This is a genomic window from Paenibacillus senegalensis JC66 (genome assembly GCF_000285515.1).
In the GTDB taxonomy this organism is placed as follows: Bacteria; Bacillota; Bacilli; order Paenibacillales; family NBRC-103111; genus Paenibacillus_L; species Paenibacillus_L senegalensis.
Genome location: NZ_HE610964.1, coordinates 125,583 through 147,094 on the forward strand (window position 1 = coordinate 125,583; position 21,512 = coordinate 147,094).

Annotated in this window: 14 protein-coding genes; 1 reads left to right on the forward strand and 13 read right to left on the reverse strand. The window is 44.8% G+C overall.

Annotated elements, in window-relative coordinates; all coding sequences use genetic code 11:
- Positions 1–16: 16 nt before the first annotated feature.
- The 5 genes from PSHG_RS24100 to metK form a co-directional block, all read right to left on the reverse strand.
- Entirely contained in the window at positions 17–421 is a 405-nt protein-coding gene (locus tag PSHG_RS24100) for a glycosyltransferase (protein ID WP_010278920.1), read from the reverse strand.
- 52 nt (positions 422–473) lie between these two features.
- On the reverse strand, positions 474–1,196 hold the full coding sequence (locus PSHG_RS24105; protein ID WP_010278923.1) for a response regulator: 723 nt from the start codon (positions 1,194–1,196) through the stop codon (positions 474–476).
- A gap of 4 nt (positions 1,197–1,200) precedes the next feature.
- Entirely contained in the window at positions 1,201–2,355 is a 1,155-nt protein-coding gene (locus tag PSHG_RS24110) for a sensor histidine kinase (protein WP_010278927.1), read from the reverse strand.
- A gap of 305 nt (positions 2,356–2,660) precedes the next feature.
- Entirely contained in the window at positions 2,661–5,321 is a 2,661-nt protein-coding gene (locus PSHG_RS24115) for a stalk domain-containing protein (protein WP_010278930.1), read from the reverse strand.
- A gap of 240 nt (positions 5,322–5,561) precedes the next feature.
- Positions 5,562–6,767, reverse strand: coding sequence for a methionine adenosyltransferase (metK, locus tag PSHG_RS24120; RefSeq protein ID WP_010278932.1), 1,206 nt, complete (start codon positions 6,765–6,767; stop codon positions 5,562–5,564).
- A gap of 277 nt (positions 6,768–7,044) precedes the next feature.
- Here metK and PSHG_RS29695 point away from each other — a divergent pair, with 277 nt between their 5' ends.
- Positions 7,045–7,464 carry a hypothetical protein gene (locus tag PSHG_RS29695; RefSeq protein ID WP_010278934.1) on the forward strand — a complete coding sequence of 140 codons (420 nt, stop codon included), beginning with the start codon at positions 7,045–7,047 and terminating at the stop codon, positions 7,462–7,464.
- Positions 7,465–7,604: 140 nt separating this feature from the next.
- Here PSHG_RS29695 and PSHG_RS24130 read toward each other — a convergent pair whose 3' ends face one another.
- The 8 genes from PSHG_RS24130 to PSHG_RS24165 form a co-directional block, all read right to left on the reverse strand.
- Positions 7,605–7,880 carry an alpha/beta-type small acid-soluble spore protein gene (locus tag PSHG_RS24130; protein ID WP_010278936.1) on the reverse strand — a complete coding sequence of 92 codons (276 nt, stop codon included), beginning with the start codon at positions 7,878–7,880 and terminating at the stop codon, positions 7,605–7,607.
- Between the two features lie 160 nt (positions 7,881–8,040).
- Complete coding sequence (locus PSHG_RS24135) at positions 8,041–8,646, reverse strand: hypothetical protein (RefSeq protein ID WP_010278938.1); 606 nt, start codon at positions 8,644–8,646, stop codon at positions 8,041–8,043.
- Positions 8,647–8,836: 190 nt separating this feature from the next.
- Entirely contained in the window at positions 8,837–11,722 is a 2,886-nt protein-coding gene (locus PSHG_RS24140) for a hypothetical protein (RefSeq protein ID WP_010278940.1), read from the reverse strand.
- 524 nt (positions 11,723–12,246) lie between these two features.
- Positions 12,247–16,047, reverse strand: coding sequence for an S-layer homology domain-containing protein (locus tag PSHG_RS29700; RefSeq protein ID WP_010278943.1), 3,801 nt, complete (start codon positions 16,045–16,047; stop codon positions 12,247–12,249).
- Positions 16,048–16,331: 284 nt separating this feature from the next.
- A complete protein-coding gene (locus PSHG_RS24150) occupies positions 16,332–17,435 on the reverse strand; it encodes a glycosyltransferase family 4 protein (protein ID WP_010278946.1) in 1,104 nt (367 codons plus the stop codon).
- Positions 17,436–17,561: 126 nt separating this feature from the next.
- Complete coding sequence (locus PSHG_RS24155) at positions 17,562–18,305, reverse strand: WecB/TagA/CpsF family glycosyltransferase (protein WP_010278950.1); 744 nt, start codon at positions 18,303–18,305, stop codon at positions 17,562–17,564.
- The gene (gene csaB, locus PSHG_RS24160) at positions 18,305–19,432 is read right to left on the reverse strand and encodes a polysaccharide pyruvyl transferase CsaB (protein ID WP_010278953.1); all 1,128 of its coding nucleotides are present in this window, start codon (positions 19,430–19,432) and stop codon (positions 18,305–18,307) included. Before csaB ends, PSHG_RS24155 begins: the two co-directional genes overlap by 1 nt.
- Positions 19,405–21,468, reverse strand: coding sequence for a DUF5693 family protein (locus PSHG_RS24165; RefSeq protein WP_010278955.1), 2,064 nt, complete (start codon positions 21,466–21,468; stop codon positions 19,405–19,407). Before PSHG_RS24165 ends, csaB begins: the two co-directional genes overlap by 28 nt.
- Between the last annotated feature and the right edge of the window lie 44 nt (positions 21,469–21,512).

Consider the following 21,512-nt stretch of genomic DNA (forward strand, 5'->3'; position numbering starts at 1 on the left):
AATATTACGAAAGCGTTTACGGATAGAGAGCTGACAAATGAAGCGGCTTTCCTTTCTCGTGAAGCGTGATGACTTGTACAATATGGTCTCTATGCTGTTTTAAGAAAGCATCCAACCCTGTATTCGTATGGAAAACCTGAACACATCCCCTTCTCTGGTTCCATTTCTCCACTATCGTTAATGTGGTATCCCTGGATCCGCCGTCGAAGATGACGATCTTCACTTCTCTACCTCTGCACAAGGCCCGGGTGTAAATATGATTCATCTCTTTTTCTATTTCATTTTCATTATTATAAGTCATGATAATCACGATATCCGGATGAACTTCAGCAAGTTGATTCCTATAGAAGTAATAGATAGCATGCACTGACAGGATGCTCAATCCGAAAATTCCGGCAACTATAAGCAAACCGATCCCCATAGCGGCTACCTCCTTTATGGAAATAGTATATGCCGTTTCAGGGGATCGGTTCCTAAAGGGTCACCCAGCCGTTTTTGATGGCCACAATGACCGCTTGCGTCCGATCATCAACCTCCAGCTTTTGCAAAATACTGCTGACGTGGTTTTTGACTGTTTTTTCGCTAATAAATAAAAACTCTCCGATAGCTTTATTGCTTTTTCCTTCCGCCATAAGACGGAGCACCTCGGCTTCTCTTCTCGTTAGCGGACTGTTAGGCGAGTGAATGTATTTGACCCCCGCCTCCTGCACTTCACCATCCACCGTAACTTTGCTGTCTTCCAAGTAGGTCATGCGGCGGAGCTGGTTGATTAGTTTGCCTGTCACCTTCGGATGAATATAGGCATGGCCCGAGACTACCGAACGAATCGCATTAATTAATGACTCGGCCTCCATATCTTTAAGCAAATAACCGGAAGCCCCCTTGCGAAGTGTCTCGAATACATAGCTTTCATCATCGTGGATCGATAGTATAATGACTTTAACAGATGGAAAAATCTCCTTTAGTTTTTGAGTGGCAACGACACCATTTTCCACCGGCATATTAATGTCCATTAACACAATATCCGGATTAAGCGCATTACACAGCTCTATGACCTGGATTCCATCGCCGCATTCTCCTATGACCTCCAAGTCATTCTCCATGTTAATAATGCGCTTTACACCTTCGCGGAAAAGCTGATGGTCATCGGCCAACAACAGCTTCACCGTACGCTTCGGATTTTCCGTTATCACCATTGCTTCACTCCTTCCTCTCTTCCGAACTTATTGGAATTAGCATTGTAATTTTGGTGCCCTGGTCTTTATTCGATTCAATGTCCATTCTGCCTTCCAAGAGATCTACACGCTCGGTCATCCCCATCAAGCCATAATGATTACCGGTTAACATCTTGGATTCCATCTGTTTGACATCAAAACCGGTCCCATTGTCTTTAATTACAATCTTCACCATATGTCGTTGGAATGTCATATCCAAGGAGATGTAGGAGGCGTTGGCATGCTTCAAAGCATTGGAAAAAGCCTCTTGAATCAATCGGTAAACGGCTACTTCCATAGCGGAAGGCAACCGGCTCTCTCTGCCGGCCAGATCAAAGCGGGTGCGAATTTTGGTCTTCTCTTCAAAATCCTGAACGAACTTGCGCAAGGTTGGGATTAGTCCGAGATCGTCCAAAGCCATGGGGCGAAGATTGAAAATAATTTTGCGGACTTCTTCAAGACTGTCTCTTACCTGTTCCTTCAGATCACCAAGCTCTTCCTTCACCGTTTCATACTGCTGCTGTCCCAGCATACGCTCCGCGATTTCTGTGCGAATCACTACATGGGCCATAGTCTGTGCCAATCCGTCATGAATTTCCCGAGCTATCCGTTTGCGCTCATCCTCTTGGGCCATTATGATCTTCAGGCCAAGAAGCTGTCGGGTTTTGGCTGATTCGAGCATACGCGTAACCTGGTTTAAATCGCCGGACAAATATTCCAGCACTACATTCATTTGTGAGACGAGGGTTTCGGCTCTTTCGATTTGCCCTTCGACGTTGCGAATTCGCTTCTGCAGCTCATCCCTCCGCATCTTCAGATGATTCTCTTTCTCCCGATAAACGGTCAGCTGCAGCTGCAGCTGGGTGGCCGCTTCATAAGAAATCCGAATATCTTCCTCAGTAAAACGGTGAAAATCCCGACTGACTTCAGTCAATCGGATTCTTGATTTCCGGTACTCCAGTTCTAGTTTATCTACCTGATCAATTGTGAGCAAAGTTTCTTCAGAAACACGCTCCAGCTCATTCTGCAATGAATTCATTTCATTGCGCGCGCTTTCGCTGATTTCGAATATTTTGTATTTGCTGCTCTCCATAACATTAATGGCGTTCTTGATGACGCGATCTATGGCATCTACTTTCACTCTGTCCAGTACCCCTTCAACATTGGGCTTGTCTTCCTGTAAACATACTAACACAATTTGAAGAACGATTGGAGAGCTTCAATAGAACTATTTTACCATATTCTCGCATCATGTATAGAACGCCACTAACTAAAAATTTAATTTTTTGTCGAATAATTGCTGAGATTACCCTTTTAACCCATTTCTCAATATCCCGCAAGACTTACTCGCACCCTGCGACTAATCAACCAAAAGCCTGATATTATCTTTTAGCAAAAAAACCAGTCCGTGGTCTCAACTCCAAAAGCATCCTTAGTTCACTAGATCTATTCCAAAGTCACTGTAAGGGTAGGTTGATCCCACGACACTTTCCAGCCAAAATTTTCGGATAGAATTCTCAGTGGCACCATGGTCCTTTCATTAATCAGTTGCGGCGGCACTTCAGCTGTTACCAATTCACCGTTAATCACCGTATCTAATTGGTCCAGCCAAAATTCAGCCATATTTCCGTCTCTGTAAATAGTCACCTTGCGTTCAACATCACCAACCTGCCACGGAACTACTTCTCCGCCCATGGCCTCCACTACAAAACGGATGGGCACCAACGTATTGCCATCAATGAGCACAGGTGCCTGATCGATTTGCATCCGCTGCCCGTTAACAACAATTTGAGATTGATCGATAGTCAGACTCACTTTATTTCTCGATGCACTCATATCTTGGGATTTGTAACGGAATGAAAGGTTATCGAAGCCAATGGTCGATTGGCGTGCCCGCGTCTCGCGACCCTCGTCAATATCCGCAACATACAAGCGAGTCAACTTGACCGGGTAAGCCATGTCGAAACTGGAGAAGTCTCCGCTGACCGTCCGCCAGCCGAGCCAATCTACCTGTTTGGCCAGATCGACCCGATGGGTCTTCCCTCCAGCATCAATCAGTTCTGCTCTAAGCCAATGATTACTCGCATCTCCCCACACGTCCAGGCTCATGGATTGCGGTTGGCCTTCCAACACAATTCCATCCGTTCCGAACTCAGTATAGGCAGCCAAAGTCCCAATCGCTTCCTCAACAAAATTTACTGTCATTTGGGCGGCATGCTGTCCAGCCGGCAATTCAAGCATCCCTTCCACTATAGACACATCGCCATCGACCCCTAACGTACTACTAAAGGATACATGAGGAGCATTCTCCTCGAAATCTGTCCACAGCTTATCCACACCTGGAGTCATGTCAAGAATTGTGCTAAACCCATCATAAGTAGCGATCAATTGTCCGCCGCTGTAGTTCTCATCCAAACTGGAAATAATAAGCTGATCACCGACGACTTCACCTTCAAATCCTCTCATATTCCAGTCAAAGGAAGCGGCAGGGATTACCCTTTCCGTTCCGTCCCTTAACCATGCTTTTACCGCCAAATCGATTGTTCCGTTCTCAATCAGAACGCTGCTGGATGGAATGATTTGCAACCGGGCAATGTCTTTTCTTTGCACAACGTTCACTTCTGTACTTGCCTTTGCCTGGCCTGACGTCACATGAATCGTGGACGTTCCTTTTCTTGTTGGTGTATAAACATTATCTGCAAACGTCCCCGCGTTATCGCTGACAGACCATTGAGCGGGGTCTTCCAGCTGAGGAATAGGATTGTAGTAGACATCATAGCCTCTGGCCGTATAAACCCCAGGCTCGTTAAGAAAGAGCGAATCCGGGCCGGAGATCTTTAGTCCCAATGCCTCCCCTTTAGGAGCTGTCGTGAACACTCCAATCCCATTAACGACACGCCGCTGGTAATTCGATTCCGGAATGCCAACTAATTGAACTCCAAGCTCTCCTAACGGTCTGGCGACCATCTGGGACGAACCGCCGCCATCAAGATTAATGCCTTTCCATACGCCGATTTGTATCATTACATCTTGCAACTCAGCAAAGCTCATTCCAGCACTACTGCCGTTGTCTTCAACATTGATCAAGTAAGCAAACTTCTCATCCTGTGAAAATCCAACCGCTGTCCGCGCGCGAAAACCGTTCGGTTCAGCACCAGATCTTGAGTATGAAGTTGGTTTGCCATTGTCGACAAGAATCGTATGTCCGCCAATCAGCATTTTAAAATCAGAAGCTTTATAGCTTTTTGTCGGATCGCGTGGAATAATGTTGTATTCAGCAGATACGGGTTCACCCACACTGAGGTTATTGATTACAAATTCTGCACCTTTCCCCGAAGCCCGCAATATGTATCCGTCCTCCGGCGGAGTCATATCCAAAACACCATTTACTCTAATATCCTGAACAATTCCATCCTGCACCAGAACCTCGGTAGGTACAGTTACTCCATCATTGGCCCGAACCGGACTACCCCATGCATCCGTATATAAGAAAATACTATCGATCATACTGTGCTGGCCACTAGGTTCGAACCAGTAGTAAGTCTTGTTAACTCCGCCTAAGTTATAGCTATTTCCATTGGCTGCTGTAACCCAGCCCGTAAAAGTAAACGTATCGATTATCGGTCGGTTGTCCATTGTTACCCCGAAGCTGTAGAATCCTGGAAGCTCGTTAGGGGTAGCTCGGATCTCGTTATTAGTTATTTGAGGTCCCATTGGAGCCAAATCAGCTTTTGTATTGTAGAAGTCACCATTAACTCCAGCTATCGCTCCGCTATCGCTAGCCATACCTTTGACCGTATTCGGCTTAGTAAATTTATCATTTTGACCTGTCATCACATCCAAATGGATATATGGATTTTGCAGTGCGATCTCTACGACATTCACTTTTACATTAGCCGTCTTGCCCTTTCTCGTTGAGGTATAATTATATTTTTTTAAGATGGCCCCCGCAGAGATAATTTCTTGACCTTGATAGGTTACTTTCCCGGATGCTTCTGCCGGACTCGGCATAACTGTCCAGGATTGCATGATCAGGCCAGCAGCTAACAGTATGGCTGCAGCACGTTTCCGCCACTTCTTTCTCGTCTGCTCTTGCCGTTGAATCATAGTTGTCTCTCCTCCAAATCTCGTTTCTCACTATATATAGACTACTAGGGATAGTGAAAAGTTACGATAGAAAAGGAAAATTCTCCATTTTTCGATAAGGCTAGACAAAGAAAAACCCCTCTCTTTTTCTTAAATATAGAGAAGGGTTTAATAATGTTCCATTGTAAGCTGTTCTTTAGTTAAAAACGTGCGAGGAAGTAGTAGAAGTTGTAAAGTATATGCGTTAGGCTGTTGTAGCTTTTAAGCCATAGCATCTTTCTTCAGCAGCTCTGCTTTATCCGTTCTTTCCCAAGGCAGATCAACATCGGTCCTTCCAAAATGGCCATATGCTGCTGTTTGCTTATAAATAGGCTGCCTTAATTCCAGCTCTTTAATGATCCCCGCAGAACGAAGATCAAAGTGTTTGCTAATGACTTCTACCAGCTTTGCTTCGCTAACTTTTCCAGTTCCAAATGTATCTACACTAATGGATACAGGGCGTGCTACACCGATAGCGTAAGCTAATTGGATTTCACATTTTTCAGCCAAGCCTGCTGCTACTACGTTCTTCGCTACATATCTTGCTGCATATGCGGCAGACCGGTCTACCTTGGTCGGATCTTTTCCGGAGAAAGCCCCTCCGCCGTGACGCGCGTAACCGCCATACGTATCAACGATAATTTTACGCCCGGTTAAACCGGCATCTCCCTGAGGGCCGCCGATTACAAAACGGCCAGTCGGGTTGATAAAATACTTGGTATTCTCATCCAGAAATTCATTTGGGACAACCGGTGCAATTACGTGTTCTTTGATATCCTTTTGAATCTGCTCTAAAGTAATGTCTTCCGAGTGCTGCGTTGATACAACGATTGTATCCACGCGAAGCGGTTTGTCGTTTTCGTATTCCACGGTAACTTGTGTTTTGCCATCCGGGCGCAAATAAGGCAGCGTACCGTTTTTACGGACCTCAGCTAATTGTCTGGCCAAGCGGTGAGACAAAGCGATAGGCATTGGCATTAGCTCTGGGGTTTCATTGACAGCAAAACCAAACATTAACCCCTGATCTCCAGCGCCTAGTGCTTCGATTTCTTCATCAGACATTTGGCCTTCTCTTGCTTCCAAAGCTTTATCTACACCTTGGGCAATGTCAGCCGACTGCTCGTTCAAAGAAGTTAATACTGCGCACGTTTTGTAGTCGAATCCGTACTTAGCTCTAGTGTAGCCTATATCCTTAATCGTATTCCGGACAATAGACGGAATATCGATGTAATCGGCGCGGCTTGAAATCTCCCCGATCACCAAAACAAGCCCTGTAGCAACCGACACTTCGCACGCAACCCGAGCATTTGGGTCTTCCTTTAGAAATGCATCCAATACGGCGTCCGAAATTTGATCACAAATTTTATCGGGATGTCCTTCTGTCACGGATTCAGAAGTAAATAATTTTTTATTCGTTGAAGTCGTCACTCCATCGACCCCCTAGTTCATAGTAGCCTTACACAAAAAAACAACCTGCTCCCGTAGGAGAGGAGGTTGGATAACCTTCATGTTCAAATAGTACTTTATTTGTCTAAGGCTGTCAATTGGTGTATGTCATGAGTTTGACTCACTTTACAGATCACTAAAAAGTACTCTTAGGACTTTCTATTATTTTACTTTTTATAGCATTTGTTTACATTTATAACCTAATTATGGTAGAATGAGGTTAGCGCCAGCTAATTTGCTATTATAAGGAGGTATTTATATGAACAAGAAATTGATAACCACGTTACTATCAATTATTTTATTATTCTCTATTTCCTCGTCCGCTTTTGCTAATACTTCCCGACAAACTGCCGATCCCATTTCAATGAACTCTAGTGTAAGTGGTGCTTTGCCTCAGAATACATCTCATTGGTACAAATGGACCAACAATACTGGATCCAGCGTAAGTTTTACTGCTTTATTACAATCTCCTGCGGGCATTAATTATAATTTGGTAATGATTCATCAAACAAGATTTGGTACTGAGATTACAATCCCAGCATCAGATATGGGTCCTGGACAAGTTGATGGTGTTCAAGGAAGCCATGTAGCTCCAGGTGAAACTTTATTCTTTCAAATTTCAGGCAACTCTTCCCGAGATTATGGGGGCTATTACGTTTTTTACTTACAAAGTCCATAAGCTACCTAAGGAAAACACCTTCAAGGAAACTTGAAGGTGTTTTTAATGGAACTTGGTAACGTATGAATTTATTTACCAGTAAATAACTAAAAGATTCAGGTAGATGAAAAGAAAACCAATCGAATCATCGAATAAAAAAATTACAGATTAAAGAGGGTTTCTTCAGCTTTCTGAATTAAGCGTTTAGTAATGGTTCCACCGACTGCACCAGTATCTCTAGAGGATAAATGTCCCCAATAGTGCTCCTTTTGCGAATTTCGAGAGAATGTACCAAGCTCTCCTGCAAATTCTGCATCTGCATTCGAAAAACTAACGGAATGATTACCGATGGGAAGTCCAAGTTCAGCGGCAATTTCATACTTTAATTGATCTAAAGCTTGCTTGCTTTCAGGAACCAATTTATTCGATTTAGCCATATAGAGTCACCTCCTTATCAGGTATCCTCTAGTATTGCTCAATCGTCCAACTTCACACGTAAAACAAAATGTCAGTTCAAGAAAATTTATGGTTAGGTTATGCACAATTACGGAAATTATCACAACGCTTTACATGAAGCGAAACTCTAAAGCGTTTCGTCTACGGGCCAACTTTAGAACCCGCGGCATCTAGATGAAGATAAGTGCCTTTTACCATTACAAACATTACCGTGGTATTGGATTCCAGAGATTTAATACCTCTCCCTTCTCTAGGGAACAATAACAAGTGATTAAGCTCCACTTTGCTACCGGCTTTAATATCCTTACCAGCTGTTACATCAGGTATACCGTTATCATCATCACTAACTGCTACCGCTTGTCCATTACGGACAATAACTTCAGTACCTGAAGAGGCATACAAGGTTTCCCCCGGTTGAAGTTCAACGACGGTTACGATCTGGGCACTTCCGTCGGATTCCCCAGTAGTACTTCCGCCGCTTGAGCCCGCGCGAGTTTCAAGTTCTTTCAATATCTCTTGCTTTAGCTTATTTAAATCGGCTTCCGTAATTCCGGATGGGCTCGATCCTCCACTTGGGGTTCCGCCATTAAACAGAGAATCTACATAACTCTTTGTCACCAATGGGTCATCTGCTGTTCCAGGACTTACTGCATTCCCTCCATCCGCACTTGTTGTAATTATGGCTCCCAGCCATAGCCCAGCACCCAGGAGAACGGGTGCAACAATAAACTTCCATTTTGCTTTCATTTTCTCTTATCACCTCAAGTAAGAATGAATAGTAGTATGTATTTTTCACAAATAAGTTCTTGAACTGAAATTCTTTAGAATAACCCATTAAATTTTCATCTATGTAGTTATACTTTGGCTAATAGACAAAGTTGCTCTATTAAAAGAAAAGAACCCCCGTAAGGGGGTCCTTTCTTTAAGCTAATATAGATTAGCTACCAGCGTTAACATCAACATCAGCAGTTACGGAATATCCGTTAGCTGTGCTTACAGTTACTGTGAAGGAAGTTACGCCAGATCCAACAGTGATAGTACCATTGTTGTTGTTAGTAACAGTTCCACCTTCAACGTTAGTAACGATTGCACGAACACCGAATGCTCCAATTTGCCACAGATCAGCGTTTTTAATTTCTACGCCATATTGATCTTTGACTTTAATTTCGCCAAGAATGGACTCATCCCAAAGGTTGATGGATCCAGTTCCAGCGCTTCTGTTTTTGCCGTTGTGCTTAGCAGTAATAGATTGAGCAATTGGTGTAGCTTCGCTAACTTCAACATCTCTCAATTGAGCATTGTATTGACGGCCAGCGATCTCAATAACTGCATTGAGGTTCACTTTACCAGCTTTTTTACCGCTGAGCTTAAATTTACCATCTTCTGCAATAATGTTTGCAACATCATTGTTGTCAATTCCTACGCTAATGATAGCACCAGCAGGTACAGCAATCGTTCTACCGGAGGAATCTTTAGCGGTCAATTTAATTTCTCTTTGGTAAGCTTTGTAAGTGTCGCCTGTAACAGTAGTGCTTCTAAATTTCTCATTAGCATAAATGCCGTTGGAGAAGGACTCCAGCTCGTAAGTTAAGTTGCGAGCATCTTCAGCTTTAATTGTACTGAAAGTGAAAGTTGCAGTATCTACAACGGAACCAGTTTCAGTATCAATCAATCTAGCTGTGAATCTGTATTCGGCTTCTGCTCTGTTAGTTGCGGAAGCAGTGAACGTAATATTTTTGTCATTAACATTGTTCACAATGTCAACTGTACCAGTGTACTGGTTATTAGCATTCGCAGTCCAAGTAACTGGGTTGGAATCGCCAGAAATACGAGTTGTTTCCGTCTCTACTTTGCGATTTTGGAAGATCTCAATATCTTCACCATATTGATCTTTGAACTTCAGCTTCAGGCTGCTTTCTGAACCAGGAAGCAGTCTTTGTCTCATGTTGGAAGAAATGTACACATCGTTTACATAGCGTCTTTCTTGAATTGTAACATTCAAGTTAGCCATTTTGCTGGTTCTAGGAATTTGAACCTGGATGTTAATAGTACCTTTTCTGTCGTCATTGTTAGGTAATACATAAATCTTACCTTTGTTGACACCAGACTTCTCAACATCAACAGTAGCCAAGTTGGAGTGACCGAAGACATACATTTGATTTTCATTGAATGCTTTTACGATGTCGTCAGCGGAAAGAGTATCTCCGTGTTGGTCTTTAACAACCAATGGGATGTACTTCTTCTTAGTGTCACCAACTGCAACAGTTTCATTGAACTCTCCAAAGCTTACTTCATAAGGAGTTTTTGGAGAAGAAACATTCAATTTCAACTGAGAGCTGGAGCCAGTACCAGCAGCAACTGCATGAACGGTTGTTTCAGTGTCATAGTTATACTGATTGGAAGCCGTAATTCTAATCTCAGGAACATTGTCACCAGTTTCATCGGAAACAAATTCTAATTGAGAAAGAACTCCCGCAGGAACGCTGCTCAAGAAAACGTAACGTTTAAGAGTTTCCAAATCTGTAACCGGATGACCGTATTGGTCTTGAGCATCATAAGTGATGTAAGCATAGTCGCCAGCATCAAGACGCTCTTTATTGTTTTGCAGAACCAGCTCATTCAGAGTGATTTTTCCAACAGTTTGGACATCACCAATTTGGAAAGCTTTGTTTGCAGTTACAGCACCATTCTCGGCAACAATCGTGATAGCCAAGTAGCTACCTCTGCTCAGATAACCATTATCAACAGCATCAAGAGTGTTAACAGTCAATCTTTGTCTGTCGTTAGCTGCAGTAACAGCTACGTTGTTGTTTCCGGAATGAATTGTGAAACGGGAAGCTGGCAGAGTCGAAACTTCACCGTATTGGTTTTTAGCTTCAAATTCAATGTTTACTTTTTTAGCTTGAGGAATAATATCGCTGGAAGCTTTGAAATCAATTTTTTCGATTCTTTCATTTTGAACGGAGAAATCCTTGTAGTCAGTACCGATTTCTACGCCATTATCTTCAGCAGCACGAGCTAATTTAACGTTATAAGTGCCTTCAGTCATAGCTACGCTAGTTGTGAAAGTAGCTTTAGTCTTAGCATCGTTCCAAACCAAACCGTCTTTTTCTGCCAGAGTCACTGCAGTGTTACCAGTACCTCTGTTCAGAGTCAGTTTGATTTTGCTAGCATCTTCAACAGCTTTGTTGAAAGTAACATCGACTTTCTTAGCACCTACAGCTTTAGCATCAGTGATGGAAAGCTCAGCAGGTACATTAAGTTGCAGATATGCATTGTAAGCAGCTTCTACAAGCAGACCGCGTTTAGCAGCTACAGTGTAGTCGGATTGCTCGCTAATCAAATTAGCTCTCAAAGCAGTAGCAACGTATTGGATAGCCCAGTCGCTAACTTTACCGTTAACAGCTTCGTCAACCAGTGTCAGATCAAATGTGCGTACCAAAGTGGCAGCCAATTCTTCGATCTTCACTTCACCGGATGGAGTGAACTGAAGGGGAACATCCCAAGTTCCTTCCATAAGACCAGCTTTAGTAACTGCACCGATAAAACCAGTAGCCCAGCCAGCACCCAGAAGATCAGTGTAACCAGCTGCTGCTGCGCGGTCTTCGGACAGACCGTTAAGCAAAGTCAAAACTTTTGCAAATTGTGCGCGAGTCATCGCGTCGTCAAGGGCTGGCAGGTCGCCGTCAGTACCCTCGAAAATTCCTTTTTCTTTAAGGAATTCATATTTCTCCATAGTTGTTTGCGGGTTAGCGGATACTACCGTAGCAAACATGGAGAAGACCATAGCTATAGCTAGGAGTAAAGACAAACTTTTCTTCATAACCTTTTTTTCTCCTCCTCGAAATCGTTTCGGTTCATGAGTGTGAGTAGTACAATAATTGGAGCTCGTTTCCCTCATTGGCCGATTTCACCCCCTTTCCAGAGTTGAGCATCATTACTATTAATAAAGTCTGTAACATGGTGTCACAGAAACTAGTAAACAAAAACATAGAAAACTAGAGACTAGAATGCCACTTTACCCATTATACAATGGCACTTCTTCGCCGTAAAGAGTAATTTTGAGAATTTTATCCAGAGGAAGACTGATAGAAAGGCTGTTCTGCTTCACTCTAATGTATTAAACGTCTCAATTCGCAAAAAGTTGCGGTGGGCAGGAAAAAAGTTTCTTGCCCCAATGCGGGCTATCATTACGTTCATCCATTGCGTGTCTATGTATGATTAGCTGCTTTATTAGTATAACTCGTTCGATCGTTATCGTCATTCTGAAATAATTACCATGCCGACAAACTATGTTGAATTGTCGACATGGTAAAGGATAAAGAGCAATTATGCAGTTGTCGCCGATTAATTCAAGTTCTTCGGAAACATCTTCGTCGATTGCTGCAGCAGTCTAATAGCAATCTGTCCGGCTTCCGCACGGGTCAAATTGGAACGCGGATCAAATCTGACCGTTGCCTTTTTCTCACCTTCCTGTAATGGATTGTCCTTGCCGATCATGATCCCTGCCTTGTTGACCGCTTCTATAGCTGGTCTGGCGTAATAGGATATGGCACCTGCATCGGTAAAGCTCTTCGCCAGGGAAGCTTCCAGCTTCGCATCGTTAAGCGCCAACCGCAGCTCAACCGCTCTGGCGATCATGGTAGCCGCCTGTTCCCGGGTCAGTCGTTCGGTCGGCCCGAAGTAGCGATTTGCTATGCCCTGAATGATTCCGGCTCTTGCCGCTGTCTCCAAATGTTCATAAGTCCATGTAACTGCCCGATCTCCCGGTGTAACATCAACGAATGTTGGCACCCCTTCGTAATTCAGAGGCAAGTTTAAGGATTTGACTAGCAAGGTAGCGAATTCTCCGCGGGAGATATAGTCGTCTACACCAAAATCCTCAGTCCGCAAATTAGTCATAATGCCTTTGGAGAAAAGCGCCTCAAGAACATTTCTGGCCCAGGGATGGTTGGAAACATCGTTGAAACCGTAACGCAGCTTGGCGACCATGTAATAGCCGAAATCATCGAATGGAACCGTAATCGTGTTTCTCCGCGTATCAACAACTCCGCCAAGATTTACCCATTGGCCTTGGTCATTAAACATGAATACGGTAACGACCGTTCCTGCGTCCTGCACTACAGATTCATCATACGTAAGGGTTAACTCGCCGCGATTCGTTGGAACAAGCTTGCGAGACGGTTCAAACAAAGTGAAAGTACCTTCCAGCGAGTACGGATTCAGTCCATTGGTGGCAGGCTTATAATTGGTGCTGCCTCGGGTTCCCGCTTCCCCTACCCCTCCTGAAATCCAATAAATCGAAGAGATCGGAGTGAAATGATCCCGATTCATCAAGCTGGTAAACAAGCGGGACAAACGCGGCTCAATTGGCACAATACGATGGTCACCTGTTCCGCTGTCCGAGCCTTGGTCAGGATCGAAGCCGATAATGTTGCCGTAATCATTCATTCTTTCGACTACCCCATCGCTAGGATCTGCAATCCCGAATAAAAGCTTCGTATTATTATAAAACTGCTCCACCCCATTATTTAAGGAAGGATTAGCCTTTTTGAGCAGCGTTCCTCTAGGGAAGGTAAGCTCCAGCTTTTTATCAAACACACTGTGTTTTCTAGAAATTTCCTCCATATATTGCGAACCGATCTGATTGCTATAGGCATAGTACACATCGACCGCAGTGTTCAAATTACCCGATGGGCGGTTAATGACGATCTTAATGCTGTTATCTCTTGAAGCTTTTAAGCCGGTGTAATCGAGAATGAAGCGATCGCTATAGTCAGAGCGCTTTTCAGCAGGCTGTCCATTGATCAGCACTTCAGTTGCGCCTTCAGCTTCAATATCAAAACGGACAAAATTTTTGTTTACGACAATCCGGTCCCCCACTGTAGGCTGCGGCGCAACGATTCTGAAATCAGCAACCTCTCTAACCACCTCAATTCTTTGGGTGGAAGTGGCGCCTACGTTATTTTTCAGCTCCAGCGTAAATGGGTAGGTTCCTGGATTGCTCAAATCAAAATCACGAATCCGTAAAATAAAGTTTGCAGGATTCCCAAAATAATCGTATTCATAAGCAGTCGTGCCAATGAGAATCACATTGTTCGCTTTAGGCGTGCTTGGATTGTAAGGATCGGTTGTATTCGTTGTAGTATTAAATTCAATAATCGTCTCTCCGGCATGAGTGAGCTTAACATGGTTAGCCCCCCCGGCTTTTAACACGAGATCGACTTTTTTGTTGCTTGTTCTGAATTGGTTAGCTGCATAAATGATGTCTGGCGAATCGATAAAAATATGAGACAGCTCCGTGCTGTCATTTAACGCGGCTCTGCCGTTTCCAGGAATGATCACGGGCTCGAAGCGCTCAATTGTCGATACATTCGTATCCACAATATAGAGCCGGATTTCCTTGGTCACTTCGCGCCGATATTCCCCTTCCGTGTATACAACACGAAACACAAGGCGGTTCTCCCCATAGCTTAGATTACCGGGTTCCGTAGTTACATTCAACGGAGGAGCAGTAAAGTCCGTTACTTGACCCGGCTGGGGATTGACGCCAGGCAGACCATTAACGAAATATTCCAGTGAATACGAACCTTCGAAGCCGACTAATTTGACAACTGGGCCGGCGATTGAGCGATTCGCTTGTCGGGAATCTATCGTGATGGTTTGTCCATCAAAGTAATTTTCTACGTAGATGAAATTTTTGGATACATAATTGATGGTTGCCATATACGCATTAGTACTGCCGGCAAACTGAAAACGAACCTGCTGCTGGCCGTTAGGGAAACCAGTAATTTGATAGACATGCACGTTGGCACTGCCTGATACATGCTGGATATTTACTTGGCCCATAGGAACCAGATTGGCTTGCAAGGCTTGAGCACTTGTGTAGCTTTTGTCCGCTGTTACTTTGACATAAAAGCTTCCTGATTGAACCTCGCTGTTATGAAGCGGGCCTACGACATTATTGGGATTGCTATCTGATAAAAGCTCTATGTTCTGAATCAGCAGCTCGTTAGGCAAATAGCTGATTGTGCGCACAACCGTCGATTCCACACTATCATGCTCGATTTCAATCGCGATCCTCTGATCACCTTGTGCGGGCAAAGTGTACAACGCCGTTGTAAATTCAACCAGTCTGTATTTCATGGACATCCCGTCTGGAGAAGGAATGTCTGTAATGGTGAACGAGCCTTGTATGCCAAGCGCATCGGTTGTTCCATCCGGGTCATAAACCCGTACTTGAGCACTGTCAAACGGAGTCTGGCTATAAGGAACAATCATGCCTGCTTCCAAGTGCACCGAGTTAGCCGCATCTGTCAATATTGGTTTCGGACCAAGCATAGATTGGGCATTGCCGCTTTGCACGATATCTAGCTTGTAATAGGGCTGATCCGGGTCGTAGTAATAAATGGTGCGGTATACTTTTACCGTATTCGATTGGTTTTCAAGTTCAAACTCCAGCACGTTCTTTCCGGGCTGCAGCGTAATAGCCGGAACATAAAATGAGCCATCCTCAAGTACACTGGCTCTTCTTCCGTCCACCGTAACTCCTGTTGTGTTGTTAGCCTTACCATCTACGTAAACTTGCATAGTATAGCCTTCTCCAGCCGATGCTGGCTTCTCCAGAATCAAGCTGGCCCCTTCATTCAGATCGACCATCGACCCGCTATCTGCCCGAACCTGCAGCTGTTGAAGGTAGGGAGCATCATCATAAACAATATAAAAAGTATCACTGCGTTCAATATTGCCTTGTCTGCCAGTGACGGTCATCTTGTTAAAGCCGGAAAACAACTCAAGATTACGAATCTCAAATCGATTGTCAGATAGCGTATTAACGGCCGCGGTAAAATAACGCTGGGGATCTTCTTTCCAGGTCCCGCCCTCGTTTACCAATTGCTCAACTCGAACGGTTAATGAATCCGAGTTGACATACTGATACGTTCCGGTAATTGTTAGGCGGTTCGTATCAGCAATAAAGGAATTATCGCGGTTGATCGTTGACGGGTTAGCCTTAGATGCCAACTGCTGGTTGTCAGGAAAAAAATAATTGGGTGCAGCCGCCTCGACGGTGCTTAATCCGGCTGGCAGCAGTCCGATAATCATGGCAACCGCCATTACCGAGCACAGCCATTTTCTGATCTTTTTCAAACTGGTTTCCTCCTTTTTGCTTATAGCTCTGTTAACCGTTTTGCTTAACCCTTTAGCGAAAACGGCAGCAGCTGAACGATACAAAGATATAGACAATATATCTTCATTATCGGCATTCTCGACAGTGAAGTTTAGGGCTTCTCCTACGGAATTTGACTTTGCCTAGTTTTCCGCAGAGAAAACAAAAAAGACCCTGGCATATGAAGCGCCTAAGGCCTTATAGAACAAATTAAAGTAAGTATGAGTGCTTTACAACTTGCATCTTTATACAGACAGGACCGGATTTATTTAGTTACTCTTGAGCGTATGGACGCGGGCACTAATTTCTGAATGAGACGCAGAACCGGTTTGCGGCTTTTGCTAACAATCCCGATAGCCTCGGCTCCTATTTCCATGAACAGCAGCAACAGAACGACAACCAGTATTGCTCCCCATTGGGAAGCCTTCGACAGCAGGACAGCACATAAGCCGAAGAAAGAAGCTATTCCATAAATTATCAGCACGCTCTTCTTCATGCTAAAACCCAGTCCCATCAAGCAGTGGTGCAAATGTCCTTTATCTGCTGTAAAAATCGGCTTGTTGTTCAACTTGCGCCGCAAAATCGCCATCAATGTATCGGATAAAGGTACTCCAAGAATCGCTAGCGGGACGAGGAAGGATACGATCGTCGCAGATTTGTAACCAAGAATAGACAAGGTTGCCAGACTGAATCCTAAAAATAACGAGCCCGAGTCCCCCATAAAAATTTTGGCGGGGTGGAAGTTATAAAACAAAAACCCTATAGTGCTTCCTAGAAGGACTACACACAGCAGGATGACGGTGACATTCCCCATCATGATGGCCAGTACTAGCAGCGATGTTGTAGCAATAGCGGACACTCCAGCTGAAAGACCGTCTAGACCATCTATTAAGTTTATCGCATTGGTGACACCGACAATCCACAGCACCGTTAACGGGATACTGAACCAAGGATTCAAGTCCATAGCGTCAAAAAAGGGCAGTTTAATGTAGTCAATCTGCAGACCAAAGGAAATAACAATGGACGCGGCAATGATTTGTCCAAGTAACTTGACCTTAGGAGACAGATCATATTTGTCATCTAGCGCTCCGACCAGAACAATTACGGCTCCTCCAAGGATAAGTCCCATGGCTACATCCATATTATAGCCTGTTGTAGCCGGTGCCATGATCAGGTAGGACCCGACAAAGGCCAGGAAAATAGCTAATCCGCCCATTCTGGGCATAATTTTAGAGTGGACAGAACGATGATTGGGGACGTCTATAGCCCCGACTTTAATCGCCAACTTTTTGACCAGCGGCGTTAACACGACTGAAAGCAAGCATGCCGCAGCAAAGCCAATGATATATATCCATGCATTACCACTCATGAATTCACAACCTCTCCGTACTCCGTACTGCTTTAGTTTCCCTTTTTATTATGTGTTACTGCACATAGGCCAATTCCCACATTCTACCCCAAATCATGGGCAGCGGATAGTCCTTGCCTAGAAAATTCATGATCTGGTCACTTTATCTTTGTGACGGATTACACTAAGGGCAAACTTCGGCAGCACCATCATTCGTTTATAGCGCCACGGTTCTTGCAGCAAGCGGTAAAACCATTCCAGCCGCATGCGGATAAACCATTGCGGCGCCCTTTTCAGCTTTCCGGAAATCACATCATAGCTGCCGCCTACTCCCATCATAACAGGAACCTGCAGACGATGCTTGTATTTGTCAATCCAAGGCTCTTGGCGGTCGGCGGAACGGCCGACAAGTAATAAATCAGGCTCTTTCCCTTGAATGTCGGCGATAATTTCTTCATCTTGTTCAGGACCAAAATAGCCGTCACGAATACCCGCAAAGTTAATTAAAGGGTATTGCTGCTTCAGTTTATCAGCTGCCGCTTGGATAATATCAGGAGAAGCACCGAGTAAATAAACCTTCCAACGATGCTTTTCTCCCACTTTTAAGAGTTCGTGCAGCAGTTCAAATCCTGTAACCCGTTCTGCAACAGGCTCTCCTACGTAATTGGCGGCCCACACAATTCCGGCTCCATCCGGTACAATTAGCTCAGCACGCTTCATCATATCCAGATACTCATTGTTTTTCCTGGCTTCCATCACCATGATCGGATTGGCTGTGATGACTTGATGGGGCCTTTTTTCCTGAATGGCATTCGTTAAGTATTCTACCGTTTCATTAAGTGACATCTTGGAAAAGGGGACTCCGAAGATGGTAACCGTCTGAAATTTCATCATGCGTTCACCTTTTCTCTTGTGATCCGGGCCATAATCTGCTTCGCAGGCTGTTCAGCATCCTGTTTAAGCTGGTTGATCAGCTTACTTTTGGCAGATATCCATCCCTCCTTGCCATCAAGCAGCTCCTTCAGCGTCACTACCACTTGATCGACGTGGAAAACTTTGGTTGAAGCGGCAGCTTTCATATGCAAACGCTGTAAAAACTGGTCAATCTTAGGATCATAGGATATCCCCAGCATGGGAACATACTGCGAGGCAGCATAAATTAAGGAGTGCAGCCGCATTCCAACGAGCAAATCACACCTGCCAACTTCGGCCAGCATAGCTTGCGGATGCTGTGCATGATCCACGACTTGGACAAGCGGATCATTGGAAGCATCCATTCTGCGAATCACCTCTAAAGAGGCTTCAAGATCATCGGGCATATGAAAAGGGAGGAAGCGAATCAACACTTCCCGTTCACGACGAATCTCCTGCAAGCATCGGGCTAAGCCCTCCAATTCCGAGCGGTCCTCATTCCAGAACCGCACGGAAACCCCAATGACGGGCAAACTCCGATCGTCGTCAGAAGGCAATTCCGTCTTTGGGTTCAGCGGAAGTCCCATGACCGGGTCCGGCACCACTTCAACACGAGCCGAGCAGCCCATCTCCCGCAGCAGCTCAGCGGATTCCTGATCACGGACAGAAAGATACTGACACTGGTTAAATACCCCGCGTATCCAAGAATAAAACAGTTTTCTTTGAACGGGACCAATTCCTTGTGAATAAACAAAAGTCGGCTTTTTCAAAAACTGGGCGATTTTAATAACAGCCAAATAATACGGAATGCTCTTGGCACTGGTCGCGTCCTGTAACAAGCTGCCTCCGCCGCTAATCAAGCCATCGCTTTCCTTGATCGCTTGGAACACCTTAGCCGGTTTCATGCGATGCACCGCCTTGACCCCGTACATCGCTTCCGTCAGCGGCGGATTAATAGACAGCACTACCGGCTCTATATGAACACCTTCATTTTCACCTTGAGCTTTTAATGCCAGCAATATCGATTGCAGAACAGCTTCGTCACCGCTATTTTGGAAGCCGTAATATCCGGAAATGACTAGCTTTTTAGTAAGGGTGAACCCCATTTTTTCCAACTCCTTGCCAGCAGTTCCCAGATCGCTATAAAAATCAGACCGATAATAACCCCAAACAACACCCCGTACCCGACCCGAATGGATGAAATATAGATTGGAGTATGCAGATGCGTGAAGGTATTAACAACTGAGATTTGCGCAAATATGCCTAGGATAAAAATATACAGCCCGGCGGGACGATATTTAATAGCAAGGTAAGCCCCGAGAATAAATAAGGGATGCCCGATCAGGAACTCTTTGAAGCGCGGGCGTACACCAAGCGTGTTCTCAAGAACTGCTCTGAAAAGCTTCTCAAAATTGGAAGCTTGTCCCTCATTGCCTGTCCTAGACAAGTAGTAGTAAACAACAGCACCTGCTCCTGCAGCCAAAACGATCCATAATACACTTATCGAAGAAGAGAGAACTTTTTTGACCCGAGTAACAATTTCAGAAAACTTCAAATCCTCACTAAAGAACAGCAGGTAAATACCAATTAACACAATAGGCGCCAAACTAAATAAGCTAATGCCTCTGAACTGGTCAATAAGCAAACTGTAGATAATATTGTTCAGCATGCCGACTATAAAGGCCACTCCGATTAAAGAGACAGCCAGCGAACGTATGAACAAGTTAATCGTTAAGCCTAATGCCGACCCCGTATATGTCGCGGCCCGTTTTTTCCGGATCGCCCGGATCGCCAGAATCATTCCTAGCGTTGGGGCACAAATCCCTACGCCCAGCGCCAAAATCTTGTACAGCCAATTAGAAGACAGTACGAATAATCCCGCCGAGAATAAACCGCCTCCCACGAACGAGAGCAAACGCAGGGAAGGAATAAAATGGCCTGCGGTTAAAGCGATTAATGCCACACTGCCTGCAACCACTATCCATTTTAAATACATTTGCCAAGCGGAGTTGAAAATAGTGAAGGATCGGGCGGACCCTAGTGCATAGCCTTCATTGACAATACGCTTCAGCGCCCCGTCCTCACCGCGCAATGTCTCCCGGATAGGCTCCAACGGATCGGTAATAACGCCTCGTTCAACATTCCTTGAAGGTCTTGCGTTTAGAAACACCATTCGGATATTCCGGTCTTTCACCGCCAGCACAAAACGGTCAGCCAGAACCTGAATACGATCGGCCTGCTCCTGCTCAGTTATGTTCCCTACCAGGCGGTCAGCTTCTGCCTCCGACAACGAATGAAGCCGAACCACATCATAACGGAGCTCTTTGGCCAGCGTATTAAATCCTCTTTGAGGAGCTCGCAAAAGCTCGATAGCGGCAATCGTCATTTCATGCTGCTGAAGAAGCTCCGCCATTTGCTCCAGCTCTACATTATCCGCCTTGCCGGTGAAGCCAGGAACCGATTCCCCCTCAAAAATAACGGTGGACGCTCCCGCTTCCTTATATTGAGATAGCTTACGGTCCATAGCATCCTTTACAAATGGAGTGCTCCGGTTGGACAGCCTTGCCACAATTCCGAAGCCTTTATCCTGAAGCTGCTGTAATGCAATCGGATCCGGATCTAACGGCTTCATAGTAGCTTCCTCTATAGGAAGCTCAATGATTAAACCCGGCCGATCATTAAATGACCAAGGCTGCGTACCTACCCCTTGCTCTCTTAAAGACTGCTCTATCATAGGCTGCAGGACACCGGCGATCTCCTCACCCTTAAACAGGACGTAAGTGTTCTTCTCCGCAGGATTGGCCTGCGCCGGATCCAGCACAGTGATTTCTCGTGTAGTGTATAAATCTAGTCTTTGGGCCAACTCCAGCTCATCTAACGTGCTTTCGTAAACAGCCATGGAATGCACGCCGGCAGATTTCATTGCATCCAGTTCCTCATCGACGAACTGAGCCGGGTTAGACTTGTACTCCGAAATGTCGAGAATATCTCTATAGTCAAATACGAATTCCACTCGTTTCGCGGAGCTTTCGGTAAGGATACGCTCATAGGCCAAAGGCAGAGAAGCAATTATAGCTACAATCACTACCCACCACAGCAGTGTGGACGCTTTGCGGTTCCAACGCATGTACCAATCCTTCAATACTTCCACTTCCTATCCTAATTACTAAACAAATATGATATCTT

Coding starts and splice junctions, on each gene's coding strand:
- PSHG_RS24100 (WP_010278920.1), bottom strand. CDS start 421: ATGGGGATCGGTTTGCTTATAGTTGCCGGAATTTTCGGATTGAGCATC.
- PSHG_RS24115 (WP_010278930.1), bottom strand. CDS start 5,321: ATGATTCAACGGCAAGAGCAGACGAGAAAGAAGTGGCGGAAACGTGCT.
- PSHG_RS24155 (WP_010278950.1), bottom strand. CDS start 18,305: ATGAAATTTCAGACGGTTACCATCTTCGGAGTCCCCTTTTCCAAGATG.
- csaB (WP_010278953.1), bottom strand. CDS start 19,432: ATGGGGTTCACCCTTACTAAAAAGCTAGTCATTTCCGGATATTACGGC.
- PSHG_RS29695 (WP_010278934.1), top strand. CDS start 7,045: ATGAACAAGAAATTGATAACCACGTTACTATCAATTATTTTATTATTC.
- PSHG_RS24135 (WP_010278938.1), bottom strand. CDS start 8,646: ATGAAAGCAAAATGGAAGTTTATTGTTGCACCCGTTCTCCTGGGTGCT.
- PSHG_RS24140 (WP_010278940.1), bottom strand. CDS start 11,722: ATGAAGAAAAGTTTGTCTTTACTCCTAGCTATAGCTATGGTCTTCTCC.
- PSHG_RS24105 (WP_010278923.1), bottom strand. CDS start 1,196: ATGGTGATAACGGAAAATCCGAAGCGTACGGTGAAGCTGTTGTTGGCC.
- PSHG_RS24150 (WP_010278946.1), bottom strand. CDS start 17,435: ATGAGTGGTAATGCATGGATATATATCATTGGCTTTGCTGCGGCATGC.
- PSHG_RS24130 (WP_010278936.1), bottom strand. CDS start 7,880: ATGGCTAAATCGAATAAATTGGTTCCTGAAAGCAAGCAAGCTTTAGAT.